Annotated in this window: 19 protein-coding genes; 17 read left to right on the top strand and 2 right to left on the bottom strand. The window is 45.1% G+C overall.

The genetic code is table 11. The features are described from left to right. Positions 1-29: 29 nt before the first annotated feature. Complete coding sequence (locus M2125_RS06110) at positions 30-686, bottom strand: 3'-5' exonuclease (RefSeq protein ID WP_076023461.1); 657 nt, start codon at positions 684-686, stop codon at positions 30-32. Next, positions 683-2,512: a putative nucleotidyltransferase substrate binding domain-containing protein gene (locus M2125_RS06105; RefSeq protein WP_280742705.1), complete on the bottom strand. Its 1,830-nt coding sequence runs from the start codon at positions 2,510-2,512 to the stop codon at positions 683-685. The genes M2125_RS06110 and M2125_RS06105 overlap by 4 nt, the downstream gene beginning before the upstream one ends. 162 nt (positions 2,513-2,674) lie before the next feature. Here M2125_RS06105 and M2125_RS06100 point away from each other — a divergent pair, with 162 nt between their 5' ends. The 17 genes from M2125_RS06100 (at position 2,675) to M2125_RS06020 (ending at position 16,880) form a co-directional block, all read left to right on the top strand. Further along, positions 2,675-3,655 (top strand): quinone oxidoreductase family protein, encoded by a 981-nt coding sequence (locus M2125_RS06100; protein WP_076023463.1) that lies wholly within the window; start codon positions 2,675-2,677, stop codon positions 3,653-3,655. Between the two features lie 144 nt (positions 3,656-3,799). Beyond that, on the top strand, positions 3,800-4,222 hold the full coding sequence (locus tag M2125_RS06095; RefSeq protein ID WP_280742704.1) for a peptidase associated/transthyretin-like domain-containing protein: 423 nt from the start codon (positions 3,800-3,802) through the stop codon (positions 4,220-4,222). Positions 4,223-4,261: 39 nt separating this feature from the next. Further along, complete coding sequence (locus tag M2125_RS06090) at positions 4,262-4,891, top strand: lipid-binding SYLF domain-containing protein (protein ID WP_280741896.1); 630 nt, start codon at positions 4,262-4,264, stop codon at positions 4,889-4,891. Between the two features lie 143 nt (positions 4,892-5,034). After that, positions 5,035-5,889 carry a metal-dependent hydrolase gene (locus tag M2125_RS06085; RefSeq protein ID WP_143742150.1) on the top strand — a complete coding sequence of 285 codons (855 nt, stop codon included), beginning with the start codon at positions 5,035-5,037 and terminating at the stop codon, positions 5,887-5,889. A 64-nt stretch (positions 5,890-5,953) separates the two neighbouring features. Beyond that, a complete protein-coding gene (locus M2125_RS06080) occupies positions 5,954-6,367 on the top strand; it encodes a MarR family winged helix-turn-helix transcriptional regulator (RefSeq protein ID WP_280741895.1) in 414 nt (137 codons plus the stop codon). Positions 6,368-6,392: 25 nt separating this feature from the next. Beyond that, entirely contained in the window at positions 6,393-6,947 is a 555-nt protein-coding gene (locus tag M2125_RS06075; RefSeq protein ID WP_076023468.1) for a flavodoxin family protein, read from the top strand. Then, a complete protein-coding gene (locus M2125_RS06070; protein WP_280742703.1) occupies positions 6,947-7,498 on the top strand; it encodes a cytochrome b in 552 nt (183 codons plus the stop codon). Before M2125_RS06075 ends, M2125_RS06070 begins: the two co-directional genes overlap by 1 nt. A gap of 1 nt (position 7,499) precedes the next feature. Next, on the top strand, positions 7,500-8,075 hold the full coding sequence (locus M2125_RS06065; RefSeq protein ID WP_076023470.1) for a YceI family protein: 576 nt from the start codon (positions 7,500-7,502) through the stop codon (positions 8,073-8,075). A 39-nt stretch (positions 8,076-8,114) separates the two neighbouring features. Continuing rightward, a complete protein-coding gene (locus M2125_RS06060) occupies positions 8,115-8,690 on the top strand; it encodes a YceI family protein (RefSeq protein ID WP_277542384.1) in 576 nt (191 codons plus the stop codon). A 212-nt stretch (positions 8,691-8,902) separates the two neighbouring features. Then, on the top strand, positions 8,903-11,590 hold the full coding sequence (locus M2125_RS06055) for a bifunctional acetate--CoA ligase family protein/GNAT family N-acetyltransferase (protein WP_280742701.1): 2,688 nt from the start codon (positions 8,903-8,905) through the stop codon (positions 11,588-11,590). A 117-nt stretch (positions 11,591-11,707) separates the two neighbouring features. Beyond that, entirely contained in the window at positions 11,708-12,361 is a 654-nt protein-coding gene (gene ccmA, locus M2125_RS06050; protein ID WP_076023473.1) for a cytochrome c biogenesis heme-transporting ATPase CcmA, read from the top strand. Beyond that, positions 12,358-13,023, top strand: a complete 666-nt coding sequence (gene ccmB / locus M2125_RS06045; RefSeq protein ID WP_076023474.1) for a heme exporter protein CcmB — start codon at positions 12,358-12,360, stop codon at positions 13,021-13,023. The genes ccmA and ccmB overlap by 4 nt, the downstream gene beginning before the upstream one ends. Positions 13,024-13,028: 5 nt before the next feature. Then, complete coding sequence (gene ccmC, locus M2125_RS06040) at positions 13,029-13,790, top strand: heme ABC transporter permease CcmC (RefSeq protein ID WP_280742700.1); 762 nt, start codon at positions 13,029-13,031, stop codon at positions 13,788-13,790. After that, positions 13,787-13,978: a heme exporter protein CcmD gene (ccmD, locus tag M2125_RS06035; RefSeq protein WP_076023476.1), complete on the top strand. Its 192-nt coding sequence runs from the start codon at positions 13,787-13,789 to the stop codon at positions 13,976-13,978. The genes ccmC and ccmD overlap by 4 nt, the downstream gene beginning before the upstream one ends. After that, a complete protein-coding gene (ccmE, locus tag M2125_RS06030) occupies positions 13,975-14,406 on the top strand; it encodes a cytochrome c maturation protein CcmE (RefSeq protein ID WP_076023477.1) in 432 nt (143 codons plus the stop codon). Before ccmD ends, ccmE begins: the two co-directional genes overlap by 4 nt. Next, a complete protein-coding gene (locus M2125_RS06025; protein WP_280742699.1) occupies positions 14,406-16,328 on the top strand; it encodes a heme lyase CcmF/NrfE family subunit in 1,923 nt (640 codons plus the stop codon). The genes ccmE and M2125_RS06025 overlap by 1 nt, the downstream gene beginning before the upstream one ends. 21 nt (positions 16,329-16,349) lie before the next feature. Then, on the top strand, positions 16,350-16,880 hold the full coding sequence (locus M2125_RS06020) for a DsbE family thiol:disulfide interchange protein (protein WP_076023479.1): 531 nt from the start codon (positions 16,350-16,352) through the stop codon (positions 16,878-16,880).

Raw genomic sequence — 16,880 nt, 5'->3', positions numbered from 1 at the left:
GTTTTTTATTGGGCAAACCATTTTTATTTTTAAAGTTTAAGTAGCTGCCGCAATTTAATAAATGCCATGCCAGTCATAACCGCATCATTGATGGCATCATGCGCATCTCTGACAGGTAGACCTAGATCAGACATGATTTTGTTAAAGCGCAAATCAATATTGCCATTGCGTTCATTGCTGGGCAATTGACGATTTTTATAGTCATAGTACAAGGAGGATACTTCAATCTTAGGTTGGGGTAGGCCTAATCCCAGCATACGCCAGATCACTTTATTGAGCATTGCCAAGTCAAATTCAAGGTAGTAGCCGACAATGGGTCGACTACCAATAAAGTGCATCAATTGACTCACGGCCACTTCGGGATTTAAGCCATTGGCAACATCTAGTTCCCGTAAGCGATGAATTTTGACGCTCTCAGGAGAAACTCTTTTTTCTGGCTTCACTAATAGCTCTAGGCGCTCACTGGTCATGAGGGTATTGCCTACAATCTTGATTGCCCCAATCGAGATGATTTCATCTTTAGATACATTTAGTCCGCTTGTTTCGCAGTCAAGCACTACCCATTCATTTTGGGGAGGTGGCTCGAACATGAAGCGATACTGCTGATCTGCCAAATGAAACAGTAGCCATTCTCGCCAAATGGAGCGATATAGCTTTCGGATCACTCCTGGGGCTAACTTACTCATGCAAAGTCGAGACGAAAATGTTGGTGTAAAAATAGCTTGAATGACTTCACTACATTCAGGGAATCTTTTAGAAGATCACGCTCTAAACTGGAGAGGGCACTCATGTTCACTTCGCCACTAACTGGCTTACCTGTTTCTAGTTCGGCTAAACCACTATCAAGTTTGAGTCCCATTAAGACATGCAGTGATTCAATCACATCATTGGCAAGATCCTTGGGGATCTTATTTTTCTTGACTAGTTCGTGGACGCGTCCCTCGGTTGAGTTGGCCCAAATATGGTTTTCTAGGGCAAGCGATCGAACACCATGAACAATCGCAAAGATTCCAGCTTTTTTGAGATTGATGCGATTCTCAGAATGCTCGCCGCTCAAGGTGAGTAGGCGGTTCCACCAGCCTACCTCGGAAGAGATGGACTCAATTGCTGAAGTAAATCTCGCGAGCAATATTTGATTGTCATTGATGAGGTCAAACAAACCTTCTTTGACTATCTTCAATAATTGTATGTCACCACAGACTGCATGCGCATCTAGAAAGATGGCTAAATTCATGAGGCTTTCTGGGGTTGGATTGAGTAACCAGTTTTTGCTGGTACTGCTAAATTCACTCTCAGACATGCGCCAGTCAGCATTATTGACCACGATTCTTCCCGGACATTCTGGATAGCCAAAGCTCGTTAAGGCCAGGGAAAATTGTTCGCAAGCATTGATTACTTCCTGCGTAATGGGGTAGTCATTGCTAAGGATTAATCCATTATCTTGATCGGTCTTTAAGATTTGCTCGCCGCGACCTTCGCTTCCCATCACAAAAAGGCAGCTATGCTCAAAGAGTTCTGGGCTAGCAATTAAGGTCCAGGCCCTCTCAAATAATTTGGCATTTAACTCCTGCACCAAACGTGCAATCATGCCCACTTTGGTGCCATTACGATGCAATAGGCTAATGAGATTCGTGATTTGTTCTGCCGGTAGTCTTAAATCATCCAGTGTCGTTGCTTGGAATATTTTTTGAGCAACGAGAGATGAGCTATTTGCAATAAAACTGAGTAAATCTACTTGCTCTAAGATGCCCATGACTTCGCTGCCATCCATCACCACTACGCGATGAACTGAATGGCGAATCATGGTGGCTAATGCCTCATACAGGTGATCATTTGCTTGAACAGTAATGAGCTCGTAAATACTCAATGGTCCTATTGGAGTCGATTGAATCGGAAGATTTGCTAATAACGCTTTTTGTAGGGTAGTTGTTGTGAAGATCCCAAGTCCGGCACCTTCCCGGGCGCCTTCTCTTACCAGCACGCTAGTGGTCCGATGTTTCTGAAAAATTTCTACCGCTTCATAGATGCTGGTTTTGGCATCAACTATATTCACTGGGCGTAAAAAAGCTTGACTCACTTGAGCTAGGCTCAGGGAGTTCATCTCATATTGACTACGTCTTTTTGCCAAGGCATTTAATTTGTTGGAGAGGTCAGCAAAGATGAGGGCGCCAAAAGTAGCGTTGTCTGAAATCAGCTCTCGCACCGTTGCCTTTGCTAATTGATAGGCAATTACTTCTTCAGCAGCAATAAATTGACTAGACACTTTACCCGCCATTAAGCCTCGACCATCAAAGGCATCATCTGGGCCATATACAGCCAATTCTTCATCATTTTCGTATTGACGCACAAATCCTTTGATGATGACAAAGAGATGGGTTGGGGTTGATCCAATGTCCAGAATAATTTCGCCTTGTTTGAAGTAGGCGATATCTACACTATCGGCAACTAGCCTTTGCTCCTGCTTGTTAAGGCAGTCAAAAGGAGAGGCGGAAAAAGGAAAGGCGTTAGGCATGTTTCATTTTATTGCTTAGGTGGTGCTAATGGTGCGACCTAGGCAAAAACCCCTATGTAAATCAAGCTTCTAGCGCCACAAAACCAATTTTCATGCAACTGATAAACGGGAATGAATGGCTTAATGTATGATTATTTTTCAAGAAAAATAAATAGGTGACACATGACAACAGCACGCGTAGTAAGTCTTACTGAAATGGGTAGTGCAGATGTAATTAAGTTGATTGATAAAGAACTGCCGCCTCCAGCAAAGGGCGAAGTTCAATTACGCCAAACAGCGATTGGTTTTAACTTCATCGACGTCTATCAACGCTCGGGAGTGTATCCATTGGATTTGCCTACTGGCTTAGGTCACGAGGCGGCAGGTATTGTTCAAGCTGTTGGTGAGGGTGTTGAACACTTCAAAGTCGGTGATCATGTCATGTATATGAATGCTGGCCTCGGTGCTTATGCCAGCGCTCGTAATGTACCTGCAGAAAAACTAGTTCCCATTCCCAAAGGGGTTTCGGATGAAGCGGCAGCAGCGATTTTTTTTAAGGCAATGACCGCACAATATTTAGTGCAAAAAACTTATAAAGTTAAAGCAGGTGATGTGGTGTTGGTTCATGCTGCTGCTGGCGGGGTCGGTCAAATCTTAGCGAGTTGGGCAAAGGCATTGGGCGCGTTTGTGGTTGGTACGGTAGGTTCTCCAGCCAAGTTTGCTGCTGCTAAGGAGGCGGGATGCGATGCGGTAATTGATTACTCAAATGCCACTTGGCCTGAAGAGGTATTGAAGGCCACTGGTGGTCGTAAGGCGAATGTGGTCTATGACTCTGTTGCCAAAACCACTTTTATGGGCTCTTTAGATTGCACGGCTCCTTTTGGTACGGTAGCTCTGTTTGGCGCAGCTTCAGGGCCGGCGCCTGACATTAACCCGGATATCCTGAATAAAAAAGGTTGCCTCTTTTTAACGAGACCTTCTGTATTCCCGCACAACGCTACTCCAGCACTATTTCAAGAAAATGCTAAAGCCGTTTTTGATGCGATTGAAAGCGGCAAAATCAAGGTTGAAATTGGTGGTAGATTTCCGCTGGAGCAGGCTGCTGATGCGCATCGAGCTGCTGAGGGTAGAAAATTATCTGGCGCCATTATTTTGGTTCCGTGATTCTGTCGACTTCACATCGGACGTAAATGAGAACCCCGTTTTAACGGGGTTTTTTTATAATGAATTGGGCTCAATGTCTCCTGTTGGCATTAAGATAAAAGGGATAAATGTTCCCGTTTTGCATCCCCCTAATGGAGAATGACAATGAATCAGAAATTGATTAAACATATATTGGCCACCAGCTTTTTGAGCCTGTCTTGTTTTATTGGCCAAATTGCATATGGGCAAATTCCAGATACACAACACTCTATGGGAGTTGCCTATATTTCAGGTGGTGTGGGTGAGGGTGAGGCCGACTCAATATTGGCAGAAGCCAAAGAGTGGCCTCTCATGTTGGAGCTTTCGCAGCTCGATGGCGGCAGGGGAGTTTGGATTTTTGGTGCCCGCATTAGTATTTTTAATGGCAAGCGGCTGGTCTTTGATGCTGTGGCGGAGGGACCATATATTTTGATCAACCTAGATCCCGGTCAATACCTGATTCAGGCTGCTTATCAGGGTTTAGAGCAAAAGCGCTCAGTCTCTATTGCTTCTGGGCAAGCTCAAAAACTTTCGCTCTTTTGGAAATAAATTGGAATATCCAACTTTAAATAGTTGGACAATGTCTTCATGAAAATCATCGCCTACCCCCTCATTGCACTTTCCTTTTTGTTAATCGGATGCCAATCTACCGGCAAAGATGGTAAGCCGCTCACCCCGGCCGAGATTGTGCAAAAACGGGATGCCAATATCAAAATGGCTCAGACCGGTTTGGCAGCATTTCTCAAGCAAGATCCTACTGCTAAAAAACTCATTTCTGAATCTGCAGGCTATGCAGTATTTAATACTACCAATGTCAATATCGTATTGTTGGTGGTTGCCAGGGGCCAAGGGGTTTTGTATGACAAGCGCCGTAAAGATCCTGTCTTCATGGACGCTCTCAAAACAGGTGAAGGTGTTGGTGCTGGTTATCAAGAGCAATATCAAATCATCTTCTTTAAAACACCTGGCGCAATTGATCAATTTTTGTTGACATCCATTGATGGACAAAAGGGTGGCGTGGATGTGGATGCCAATTTCTCAGCTGGGTCTGGCGGAGAGATTCGCTCTTTTAATCCTGAAATTACCTTCTATACAGTAGGCCTCTCTGGGTATGACTTGCAAGCAAACTATGGCGGCACACTCTATCTGGTGGATAAGCAATTAAACGATGCTCAGACCCTACAGTCCTTACCTAGCAAGCCTGCCAGCAGTAAGTAAGGTTATTTCAATGCGCTCTTAATGGGGCGCACACCCAACTTCAATTTCTTTAGGTAAATTGGTGCGTTGCCGCACCGATTCAAAAGTGGATTCTGCGTTATCCTTTTCTGATTGAATAACCAATTCACAATCGGAGATAGCGTATGCGCAGCGTGTTCAGTTCAACAAAAAAGATGATTCAGGCGGGTTTATTGACCCTGTCTTTGTTCGGAATGGCTTCTTATGTGCAGGCGGTAGACGCTTCAGCAACAGCCAAAACAGACGTTCTCTGGTTTGGCCAGGCCGGCTTTCGGATTAAGACCCCAGAGGGGAAAATGATTTTGATAGATCCGTGGATCACAGAAGGACCCAAAACTCCGTTGATCTATAAAAATGATTTATCTGCAATTGGCCCCATCGATGTTTTGCTGGTAACCCATGCTCACGTAGATCATTTGGGTGATGCCCCTACGGTAGCTAAGACAAATAACATTAAGCTCTATGGCCCAGCTGATATGGTGACGCCTTTAATTACCCTTGGCATCTTGCCTGCCGAGCTTGGGCATCGTTTTAATAAGTCTGGTCAAGTAACGCCAGCACCGGGTATCAAGGTGACCGCAGTGCACGCCGATCACTCCTCATTATTAGTTTGGAAGAATCCAGCAACCAATAAACCAGAGGCGCATCCTGCCGGAGAACCAGTAGGCTACATCATTGAACTTGAAAATGGCTTCAAGATTTGGCATATGGGTGATACCGGCCTCTTTAGTGATATGAAATTTATTAGCGAACATTACAGGCCTGATTTGGTGATGGTTCCTATTGGGGGCAATTTCACAATGGGTCCAGCTGATGCGGCATACGCTCTACGTACTTGGATTAAGCCCAAGATGGTGATTCCAATGCATTACAACTCCAATCCGATGACCAAAGGGACTTTGGCTGAATTTCAAGAGGCTATGAAGGGCAGTAGCATCAAAATTGTGCCGATGACAGAGGGTCAAACGGTCCAGTTTTAATGGGGCTTGCATTTAGTTCGAGTTAGTACTAAAATAGTTCTAATACGAACTAAATTAGCAAACAGTGAACTTTTTACCAACCTTAAGAGACTTAGTTATTGTCTACCAAGCCTTTGAGCGTTATTCAGCGCCGAATATAAAGACTTTGGGTTTGACGATGACTCAGTTTGATGTCATTGCTACGCTGGGAAATCAACCGCCCATGACATGCAAGGAGTTGGGGGAGAAGACCCTGGTAACTAAGGGGACTCTTACAGGAGTGCTTGAACGTTTAGAGCTTAAAGGGGTCATTTTTCGTGAGGCAAATTCTGGGGATGGTCGCAGTCAATTGATTGCCCTGACCAAAGAGGGTCAACAGTTATTTGAAAAAGTGTTCCCCGAGCATTTAGATTTTTTGAATCAAGCGTTTTCTAAATTATCGAATGAAGAGAATGTGGAAATTCAACATGCTTTAAAGAAGTTAAACAGCATTTTTTAATTTAAATTCAAGTGAGGATAAGAGAATGACTACAGTCGCCGTTGTATTTCATAGTGGTTATGGCCATACCCTTAAACAAGCCGAAGCGATCGCTAATGGGGCTGCAGGTACATTAATTGCAATTGATGCCGAAGGTAACTTAACAGATGCTCAATGGGAAATTTTGCATGCAGCAGATGCAATTGTTTTTGGTTCTCCAACCTATATGGGTTCAGTGAGTTGGCAATTTAAGAAATTTGCTGATGCAAGCTCAAAGCAGTGGTTTACCCAGCAATGGAAAGACAAGGTATTTGGCGGATTTACAAATTCAGCCACTATGAATGGTGACAAGCATTCCTCTTTGCATTATTTCTTTACATTGGCGATGCAGCATTCTGGTCTATGGGTTGGCACTGGCTTAATGCCTTCAAATTCAAAGGCGGCAAAGCGCGATGACGTCAATTATGTTGGATCATCTACGGGCGCGATGATGCAAACCCCTTCCGATGCCAGTGCTGACGAGGTCAATAAGGGTGACCTAGAGACGGCTCGTTTGTATGGCGAGCGTATCGCGAAAATTACAAAGCAGTTGCGTGGCTAATGAGTACCGTTCGCTATAACCCAATCTCGGTGGCATTTCATTGGCTAATGGCTGCAATTATTGTGGTAACTTGGTCTATTGCGATAGTTGTGAGTGATATGCCTTTGAGTCCTGCGCGCATTACTGGGTATAGTTGGCATAAGTGGCTTGGGGTGACGGTATTTTTTTTGGTGATACTGCGCCTAGTTTGGCGGGCAACGCACCCTGCACCTGAACTCGAAATAAAAATGCCAGTCTGGCAAGAGCGGGCGATGCAATTAACCCATTTTGCCCTTTATTTATTGATGATGGTAATACCCCTAGTTGGATGGCTGATGAGCTCTGCTAAAGGCTATACAGTAAATTATTTTGGATTATTTGAGTTGCCCGATCTACTGTCTAAAGATAAAGCTTTGGGACATCAACTGAAAGACTTGCATGAGTACCTAGCGGATATTTTGGTTGCTCTGGTATGTTTGCATGTGCTTGCAGCGCTAAAGCATCAATTTATCGATAAAGACGGTTTGCTTTCTCGTATGTCGTTTTGCTCTTGTAGCAAGAAGAAGGATTAATATGAAAAATTATTTTGCATCGACCTTAAGAGCTTCGGTGGCGATAGCGGCTACCCTTTTTGCAATCCAGGTATTTGCTGCCCAATACTCAGAAATTGATATCGCTAAAAGTAAGATTTCTTTTGCTAGTAAGCTAATGGGATCGAACTTAAGTGGAAGCTTTGGCAAGTTTTCTGGCAAGGTTACCTTTAATCCTGATGAACCAGAAAAAGCGAAGGCTAGCTTAGCGATAGATATTGCCAGCTTTACTGCAGGAGGTGAGGAATTGCAAGAAGAGGCTAAAGGTAAGGATTGGTTTAATACCAAAAGCTTTCCCACCGCTAATTTTGTCAGTGAGTCAGTCAAAAATTTGGGCGCTGGAAAGTTGGAAATTCATGGTGTATTAACTATGAAGGGCAAGAGCGAGCCTGTTTTGATTAGTGCCGCTTACCATGTGCAGGGCAAGCAAATGATCTTTGATGCTAACTTTCAGTTACTAAGATTGCAGTACGCCTTAGGTTCAGGAAGTTGGTCAGACACCTCTGCAGTAGCAAATGAGGTTCCGGTCAAAGTGCATTTAGTTTTAAATCAGAAATAAATCTTAATTTAGCTATTCTTTTTATTAACGGAGAAATGAATGAAATCCAAATTACTTATTGCTTTATTTGCAACCCTTGGCATGAGTATGACAGCCATTGCCGCCCCAGTAACTTATACCGCTGAAGCAAATCATACTTTTGCTCAGTTTGAATATAACCATCTTGGGTATTCCAATCAGACTAGTCGTTTCAATACGGTTACTGGTACGGTCACTATTGATCCAGCTGCAAAAAAAGGGAGTGCAGATATCACGATCGATACCAAGTCTGTGGATACTGGATCTGCAGTCTTTAATGGTCACATCCAAGGCGAAGATTTTTTATCTACCACTCAGTTTCCAACGGCCACTTTTCAGTCTGATGACATGATTTTCAAGGGCGATAAACCAGTCGCACTGAAAGGTGTTTTGACATTGAAGGGCGTAAGCAAGCCAGTAACACTCAACATTACCAATTTTGCTTGCAAAAAGCATCCAATGAGTGGCGTTGATGCTTGTGGTGCCAACGCGGAAACTAAGGTTAAGCGCAGTGATTTTGGTATGGCTAAATATGTACCGGCTGTTGGCGATGATGTCACTATCCTGATCGCAATCGAAGCAGTGAATAAGCAGTAATTTTTCTGTAGTTGTAGGGTAAAAAGCCACCCGATGAGGTGGCTTTTTGCTTTCTAAACCACCTTGTAGATGCCTTAGAAACTTTTAGTCGGGCTTTTGGCTCTTGCTGTCCGTATTTATTATCGCAGTGCTGTCCAATTTGCTTTAAATCAAATTACTATGCCTTAAATGCCTTCATACTGAACCTGTTCAAAACTGGAAATAAAGCGACTATGGATCAGCATTACCTCTCTTATTTATTTAAGCCAAAATCCATTGCTGTTTTCACAGGATCGCCTCAAGGTGATGACTGCGTTGATTATTCGAGAGCCTTACTGGAGATCTTGGGATCGAGTCATTTTGAGGGACCAATTTTTTATTTTGATATTTGTTTGCCCGATACCTTGGTGGGGCCTGGAAAGGCACACCCTGAGTTAGCCATTCTTTCTGTAGCGCCAGCTGATATGTTGAGTACTTTAGAAATGGCCGCACGCATGAAATGTAGGGCGGTCCTGGCGTTTGGATCTGGTGTTTCGCATGAGTTAGCCCAGGCTTTAGCGCAAGCTGCGCGTCGTCATGGCATACATATGCTCGGTCCAAATAGCCTGGGATTTCAAAATCCATTGCTTGGTTTGAATGCAAGTGTCATTGGGCCTTTAGCAAGTGTTGGCCCGGTGGCATTGGTTTCTCAATCTGGTGCTTTGGCCGCATCTATTTTGGATTGGGCTGCGCAAAATCAGGTTGGCTTTTCAATCGTTACTTCTATTGGGCCTCATTCTGAAGTGGATCTTGCTCAAGTGCTTGATTATTTAGCTTCTGATGGGCATACACACAGCATTGTGATTTATATGGAAGGCATTATCAATGCACGGGCATTTATGAGTGCGCTCCGTTCGGCGGCGAGAGCGAAGCCTGTAGTGGTGTTAAAGGCGGGCAGAAAGGCCGCAGCCAATCGGGCTGCACAAACGCATAGCGGGGCAATTGTCGGTAGTGATGAAGTATTTGATGCAGCCTTGCGAAGAGCGGGTGCAGTCAGGGTGAGTTCTTTTGTGGAGCTATTTTCTGCAGCGAAATGTTTAGCATCGCGCTATCGTCCTGTGGGTAAGCATTTGGCTGTCATTACCAATGGCGGTGGACCTGGCGTATTAGCGGCAGACTGGATTTCTGAGATTGGTCTTGAGCTTGGCAAGCTGTCCGCTGACTCGATGGAAGCTCTTAAGTCAAAGCTATCCGTTAATGCCAGCCTATCTGACCTAATTGATCTATCTGAAGAGGCCACTCCTGAGCACTATGCTGCTGCAATTGAGGCGGCGAATCATGATCGAAGTATTGATGGAATTCTAGTGATCCATTCTCCTAAAATAGGGGTCAATGGCTTAGCAATTGCACAGGCGATTGTTGATGTGAAGAAAGATATCGGTAAGCCTTTGTTATGTTGTTGGATGGGTGACTCCACTGTGCTGGAAGCGCGTGAACTGATTGCACATGCAGTCATGCCAAGCTTTAGAACGCCCGAGGCAGCCGTGGGTGCCTTTGGCAATATTGCTAGTTTTTATCAGAACCAACTTTTATTGCAGCAAACGCCGCCACCCCTATCGGATCTCGCTAAGCCAGATATAGAGGGGGCACGCTTATTAATTGAGAATGTCCTTTCAGAGCGGCGCAATATTCTTACTGAGATGGAGTCTAAGGCACTCTTGGCGGCGTTTCACATACCAGTGACTCAAACCATCTTGGCTTCTAGTGCAAACGAGGCAATGATGATTGCAACCCAGTTGGGTTATCCGGTTGCTCTAAAGATTGACTCACCCGATATTAGTCATAAATCGGATGTGAATGGAGTGGCATTAAATGTCATGAATGCTGCAGGAGTGCGAGATGTCTTCGGCAATATTATTGAGAATGTTGCCATCATGGCGCCTAAAGCCCGCATTAATGGAGTTACCGTTCAGAGAATGGTAAGAAATAAAAGAGCGCGAGAGCTCTATATTGGCTTGGTGAATGATGAACCATTTGGCCCCATGATTGCGTTTGGTGCCGGCGGCACCATGATTGAATTGTTTAACGATCGCACGATGGAATTGCCTCCTTTAAATCAGTATCTCGCACATCGCATGATTGAGCGGGCTAGGATTGCTGAAACATTAGGTGATTGGCGTGGCGCCAAGGCAGTAGACATAACAGCCTTGGAGCATATATTGCTCAGGGTTTCTGAGATGGCGTGCGAGTTGCCTCAATTGCGTGAGATGGATATCAATCCGATCATTGTCGATGAGTCTGGTGCAGTGGCTGTAGATGCGCGCATTGTGATTGATCGCACTAGTACGCTAAGTGATGGTCAATCGAGCTCCTATGGACACCTTTCTATACTTCCATATCCTTTGCGTTACGAGCAAACATGGTCATTAAAAGGTGGCGGCGAGTATGTCATCCGCCCTATTCATCCCGATGATGCAACGATGTTGCAGGAGTTGGTGGGTGGTTTATCTCCAGAAAGTCGCTACTTCCGTTTTGTGGCGACTATTTCTGAGTTATCACCAGCTATGCTCGCGCGTTTTACCTTAATTGACTATGACCGTGAAATGGCTCTAGTTGCTGTTTTGAGAGAGAGAAAAGTCAATGAAGAGGGAATTTCAGTGGAGACGCAAAAAATTATTGGTGTATCTCGATACATTACCAATCCAGACGCCATCAGTTGTGAGTTCTCCCTGTTGGTTGCCGATGAATTTAATGGCAAAGGTTTAGGTTCCCGTTTAATGATGAGCATCATGGATGTTGCTCGTGATAAGGGCTTAAAAGAGATTGATGGCTTAGTACTTGCCAATAACCCAGGAATGTTGAAATTGATGTCTAGCTTGGGCTTTAGTATCAATGAGTTTGCAGAGGATCCAGATTTCAAATTGGTAAAACATGCCCTATAAATCAATGGCGATCTTGGTGGGAGCCTAATCTAGGGGCAAATAAGAAATTAAGGGTTTGACAGGCTCTGAAGGCTCTTGGACAATGATTGGGGCGCTTAATGCCCAGTCTTTCTATCCATGACTACCCTCTCTTCCACCTCCCTGCCTGAATCACTGATTAATCATAATTTTCAGGCAGATCGATTGTCGTGTATGCGCGGAGATCGCATGCTATTTACTGGCATCGGATTTCAATTAAAGGCTGGGGAGTGGCTCCATGTACGCGGTGAAAATGGGGTTGGGAAAACAAGCCTATTACGATTGCTAGCCGGCCTATCAAAACCTCTTGAAGGAAGTATTGATTGGAACGGCATTTCTATAGAGGCAGATCCAACCAGTTACCGACGTGAGTTATTCTTTTTAGGTCATCGTGATGCCCTCAAAGATGATCTAACCGCGTTTGAAAATGTGCTGATTGCTTCGGCCTTAGACGGCTCAGCCGTTTCTCAGGACCAGGCATTGAGCGCGCTCTGCCGCTTTGGCTTGCGAGGGCGCGAACTTTTGCCGGTCAGTTGCCTATCAGCCGGCCAAAAGCGTCGAGTCATTTTGGCTCGCCTTTTACTTCGCAAGGCAACGCTTTGGATTTTGGATGAACCTTTTAATGCCTTGGATAGTAGGGCGGTTGAATTGCTGTCCAACTTAATTGCAGAGCATCTTGCTAGCGGTGGAATGGCGGTATTAACGAGCCATCAATCCATCCCCTTGCCCAATGCAAAGGTGCTGTCTTTATGAGCGCTTTCTTTGCAATCATTCGCCGTGATTTATTGCTGGTGTTTCGTCGCAAAAGCGAGGTACTGACAATTTTGTTCTTTTTCATCATTGTGACCAGTCTATTTCCGCTGGGGATTGGAGCTGATTCTGGACTTTTGCGCAAAATAGCGCCGGGCATTATTTGGGTAGCAGCCTTGCTGGCCACTATCTTGGGGCTTTCACGCTTATTTACCAGCGATTATGCCGATGGAACTCTAGAGCAAATGACTTTATCACCGACCCCACTCGTTTTGTTGGTGGGGGGTAAAATTACAGCGCATTGGATCGTATGCGGCCTCCCTTTGGTGCTGCTCGCTCCAGTCATAGGAATTCAGTTTGATTTGAATTCAGAGACCTTAGGGACGTTGATTTTGGCTTTATTACTAGGTACACCGATTTTGTCTTTGATTGGCGCTATTGGCGCAGCGCTTACTTTGGGGGTGAGGGGCGGTGGCGTCTTGCTCAGCCTTTTGGTTTTACCCTTATATATCCCCGTGCTGATTTTTGGAGCGGGTGCCGTTTTTGCATCCAGTGTTGGCTTGGACGTAAGTGGCCATTTCTCCTTATTGGCGGCATTATTGGTTTTATCCCTTGCTTTTGCACCTTGGGCTACTGCCGCTTCCATTCGAATTGCGATTGAATAACGCTTATGTATTCATCCCCTCGCAATCGCTTGATGAATTGGTTTTCATTTTCTAGTCCAGCTACGTTCTACCCCTTGGCGGGGAAGCTCATTCCATTATTTTGGGTCTTAGCTACACTTTTAGGAGTGGCTGGCTTGTGGATTAGTTTTTTTGTAGCTCCAGCTGATGCTGTTCAAGGCCAGGGTTATCGAATTATTTTTGTACATGTACCAGCCTCCTGGATGTCGATGTTCATTTATATGGTGATGGCCGCCTGGGCTGCGATCGGCTTAATTTTTAATACAAGACTGTCGGCAATGATGGCTCAGGCACTGGCACCCACGGGCGCCTTGATGGCTTTTCTCTCCCTTTGGACGGGTGCTTTTTGGGGTAAGCCGATGTGGGGCGCATGGTGGGTGTGGGACGCCCGTCTTACCTCGGAATTAATCTTATTGTTTCTTTTTTTGGGATTCATGGCTTTGCAGGCATCAATTGATGATGCAAGGCGTGCAGATAAAGCGGGCGCAATTTTGGCCTTAGTAGGTATTGTCAATGTGCCTATTATTTATTTTTCAGTAAAGTGGTGGAACACTTTGCATCAGGGGTCATCTGTTTCAATGACTAAGGCTCCAGCGATGGCGCATACGATGTTGTGGGGAATGCTCTTAATGGCACTCTGTTTTTGGATGTATTCGATTGCGATCGCCCTCATGCGAGTGCGCGTCATTATTTTGGAGCGTGAATCACATTCAGACTGGGTGAAGAATTTAAAGGTGCTCCAATCATGATTTGGGATTCAGTTGGCGATTTTTTTGCCATGGGTGGTTACGCCCTGTATGTCTGGAGTAGTTTTGGTATGTGCGCGCTCGTATTAATTGCTGAGTTAGTTGGCATTAGCATGCGTCACCAAGCAATTGTGAAGCGATTGCAATATGAAATTCGTGCTGAGAAATTTGATCAAGAAGGAATGAAGTGAAGCCACGACATAAGCGGGCGCTATTAATTTTAGGTGCCTTAGGCGCATTGGCAATTGCCGCCGTTCTGATATTAAATGCCCTCAACAGTAATATCGCCTTGTATGTCACTCCTAGTGAGGTGGCTGCTGGCAAGGCGCCGCAAGGTCAAGCCTTTCGGATTGGTGGTCTGGTAAAAGCAGGCTCATTAAGGCGTGATGAATTGGTAGTGCACTTTGTGATTACTGACCTGGTGAAAGAAATCCCTGTTTCTTATAAAGGCATCCTGCCTGATTTATTTAAAGAAGGTAAGGGAGCGGTTGTTCAGGGTAAGCTTGATGCGGATGGTCAGTTTGTGGCAACTGAAGTGCTGGCTAAACATGATGAGAATTACATGCCTCCAGAGGCAAAACATGCCTTAGAGCAAGCCCAGAAGAATGGAGCTAAATAATGTGGCAACTCACCATTCCTGAGATTGGTCATTTCGCCTTAATTCTTGCGCTCGGGGTTTCTCTCATTCAGGGAATTATTCCTTTGGTTGGCGCACAGCAAGGACGTCAAGAGTGGCTCATGCTCGCAAGGCCAGCCACTCAGATTTCATTTGCTTTATTGGCGATTGCATTTGGAGTGTTGACTTGGTCTTTTTATGTCAATGACTTCTCAGTGCTTTATGTGGCCGAGCATTCCAATGCTTTGTTACCTACCGTTTATCGAATTGGTGCGGTCTGGGGCGGTCACGAAGGTTCGCTTCTGCTGTGGATTTTCTTGCTGACTGGCTGGGCTTTTGCGGTTGCACAACTATCAAAAACCTTAGATGAGTTCATGATCGCGCGCGTACTGAGTGTATTGGGCCTGATTGCATCGGGTTTGCTATTGTTTGTATTAGCTACTTCAAACCCCTTTGAGCGTTTATTACCAGCAGCACAAGATGGACGTTCTTTAAATCCACTTTTGCAAGACCCTGGTTTGGTATTTCACCCACCCATGCTGTATATGGGCTATGTTGGTTTTTCTGTAGCCTTTGCCTTTGCAATTGCCTCTTTGCTCTCTGGAAAATTAGATGCAGCATGGGCGCGTTGGTCGCGCCCTTGGACCACTACAGCGTGGATCTTCCTAACCCTTGGAATTGCTTTAGGTTCTTGGTGGGCGTATTACGAATTGGGTTGGGGCGGTTGGTGGTTCTGGGATCCAGTGGAGAATGCCTCTTTTATGCCTTGGTTAATTGGCACCGCCTTACTCCATTCTTTAGCGGTCACTGAAAAGCGCGGCGGCTTTAAAAATTGGACTGTGTTATTGGCCATCATCGCGTTCTCAATGTCATTACTGGGAACTTTCTTGGTGCGCTCAGGAGTATTGACCTCAGTTCATGCCTTTGCTACGGACCCTCGTCGTGGCATCTTTATTTTGATTTTGCTTACTCTGGTAGTGGGCTCTTCTTTGCTGCTCTACGCGCTGCGCGCACCAAAGAGCACTCTTGGTGGTGCATTTGCATTAATGTCTCGCGAGACCTTTATTTTGTTAGGCAATGTCTTCTTGGTCGTTGCTTCCGGTTCAGTGTTGCTCGGAACGCTTTACCCCTTGCTAATTGATTCATTAAATTTAGGCAAGATTTCGGTTGGCCCTCCATACTTTAATGCGGTGTTTGTACCCATCATGATTCCGGTGTTATTCCTATTGGCAGTTGGTCCATGGGCGAATTGGAAGAGTACCAGCTTAAATCAGCTTGTAAAACGTTTGTGGGGCGCAGCGGTCGTAGCGTTTGTTGCGGCGATCTTGATTCCCCGCATGATGGGCGAATTCACCCTGTTGACTGGTTTGGGTTTCTTGCTGTCTTTTTGGATTATTGCTTCCGGTGTGTTGCAGATTGTTCGTCAAGTCAGGGTTGGTAAACCTACCGGTTCCTTTATTGGTATGCAGTTGGGTCACATTGGTATTGCTGTATTTGTGATTGGCGTCACGATGGTCGGTGCATATCAAGAGGAAAAAGATGTGCGTATGGCGCCGAATGATACTGTGATGGTTGGTGGTTATCAGATTCGTTTGATCGATGTGGGGCCAGCCCAAGGACCAAACTACCAAGCAACTCGCGGCAACTTTGAGGTAAGCCGTCATGGCAATGTAGAGCGAATTTTATCCCCTGAAAAACGGAACTATGACTCTTCGGCAATGCCGATGACTGAGGCGGCGATTGATGCTGGGTTCACGAGGGATATTTACGTTTCCTTGGGTGAGCCCTTAGATAATCATGCTTGGGCTGTCCGGGTGTACTACAAACCATTTGTTGACTGGATCTGGGGCGGTTGTTTATTAATGGCCCTAGGTGGATTGTTTGCGGTAATGGATAAGCGTTATCGCTTGCGTATCAAGAATTAATTTAAAAATAATCGATCAGGCATGAAGGCAAAGTTCATTATTCCCTTGATCCTATTTGTGGTTTTAATAGGGTTCTTACTGGTTGGATTAAATAGGGATCCGCATGAGGTCCCATCCCCATTAATTAATAAGCCAGCCCCTGCTTTTAATGTTCCTCAGCTGGCTAAGCCCACTGTATCTTTCTCTCCAGAGCAAATGAAGGGTCAGGTATGGATCTTGAATGTATGGGCCTCTTGGTGCATTGCTTGTAGAGAAGAGCATCCGATGTTGATAGAGCTTGGAAAAGCTAATGTGGCGCCATTAATTGGCTTGGATTACAAGGATAAGCGCCCTGATGCAATTGCAATGTTAGCGGAGCGAGGCAATCCATATCTACTTTCAGCCTTTGATGCAGATGGTCGTGTTGGCATTAATTATGGGGTTTATGGTGTGCCTGAAACCTACATCATCGACAAGGCAGGGGTGATTCGCTTCAAACAAATTGGACCAATTACTCCCGAGATATTGGAGAAGTTGATTTATCCAACCATCGCTAAATTGAAAAGCGAATAA

The organism is Polynucleobacter sphagniphilus (genome assembly GCF_029892205.1).
Lineage (GTDB): Bacteria > Pseudomonadota > Gammaproteobacteria > Burkholderiales > Burkholderiaceae > Polynucleobacter > Polynucleobacter sphagniphilus.
This window is presented reverse-complemented; position numbering and strand designations above follow the sequence as displayed.

Excerpts from the sequence above, each read along its gene's own strand:
- M2125_RS06110 (WP_076023461.1), bottom strand. The coding sequence starts at position 686 with ATGAGTAAGTTAGCCCCAGGAGTGATCCGAAAGCTATATCGCTCCATT.
- M2125_RS06060 (WP_277542384.1), top strand. The coding sequence starts at position 8,115 with ATGAAATCCAAATTACTTATTGCTTTATTTGCAACCCTTGGCATGAGT.
- M2125_RS06070 (WP_280742703.1), top strand. The coding sequence starts at position 6,947 with ATGAGTACCGTTCGCTATAACCCAATCTCGGTGGCATTTCATTGGCTA.
- ccmD (WP_076023476.1), top strand. The coding sequence starts at position 13,787 with ATGATTTGGGATTCAGTTGGCGATTTTTTTGCCATGGGTGGTTACGCC.
- M2125_RS06100 (WP_076023463.1), top strand. The coding sequence starts at position 2,675 with ATGACAACAGCACGCGTAGTAAGTCTTACTGAAATGGGTAGTGCAGAT.
- M2125_RS06105 (WP_280742705.1), bottom strand. The coding sequence starts at position 2,512 with ATGCCTAACGCCTTTCCTTTTTCCGCCTCTCCTTTTGACTGCCTTAAC.
- ccmA (WP_076023473.1), top strand. The coding sequence starts at position 11,708 with ATGACTACCCTCTCTTCCACCTCCCTGCCTGAATCACTGATTAATCAT.
- ccmC (WP_280742700.1), top strand. The coding sequence starts at position 13,029 with ATGTATTCATCCCCTCGCAATCGCTTGATGAATTGGTTTTCATTTTCT.
- M2125_RS06090 (WP_280741896.1), top strand. The coding sequence starts at position 4,262 with ATGAAAATCATCGCCTACCCCCTCATTGCACTTTCCTTTTTGTTAATC.
- M2125_RS06025 (WP_280742699.1), top strand. The coding sequence starts at position 14,406 with ATGTGGCAACTCACCATTCCTGAGATTGGTCATTTCGCCTTAATTCTT.
- M2125_RS06095 (WP_280742704.1), top strand. The coding sequence starts at position 3,800 with ATGAATCAGAAATTGATTAAACATATATTGGCCACCAGCTTTTTGAGC.
- M2125_RS06020 (WP_076023479.1), top strand. The coding sequence starts at position 16,350 with ATGAAGGCAAAGTTCATTATTCCCTTGATCCTATTTGTGGTTTTAATA.
- ccmB (WP_076023474.1), top strand. The coding sequence starts at position 12,358 with ATGAGCGCTTTCTTTGCAATCATTCGCCGTGATTTATTGCTGGTGTTT.
- M2125_RS06055 (WP_280742701.1), top strand. The coding sequence starts at position 8,903 with ATGGATCAGCATTACCTCTCTTATTTATTTAAGCCAAAATCCATTGCT.
- M2125_RS06075 (WP_076023468.1), top strand. The coding sequence starts at position 6,393 with ATGACTACAGTCGCCGTTGTATTTCATAGTGGTTATGGCCATACCCTT.
- M2125_RS06085 (WP_143742150.1), top strand. The coding sequence starts at position 5,035 with ATGCGCAGCGTGTTCAGTTCAACAAAAAAGATGATTCAGGCGGGTTTA.
- M2125_RS06065 (WP_076023470.1), top strand. The coding sequence starts at position 7,500 with ATGAAAAATTATTTTGCATCGACCTTAAGAGCTTCGGTGGCGATAGCG.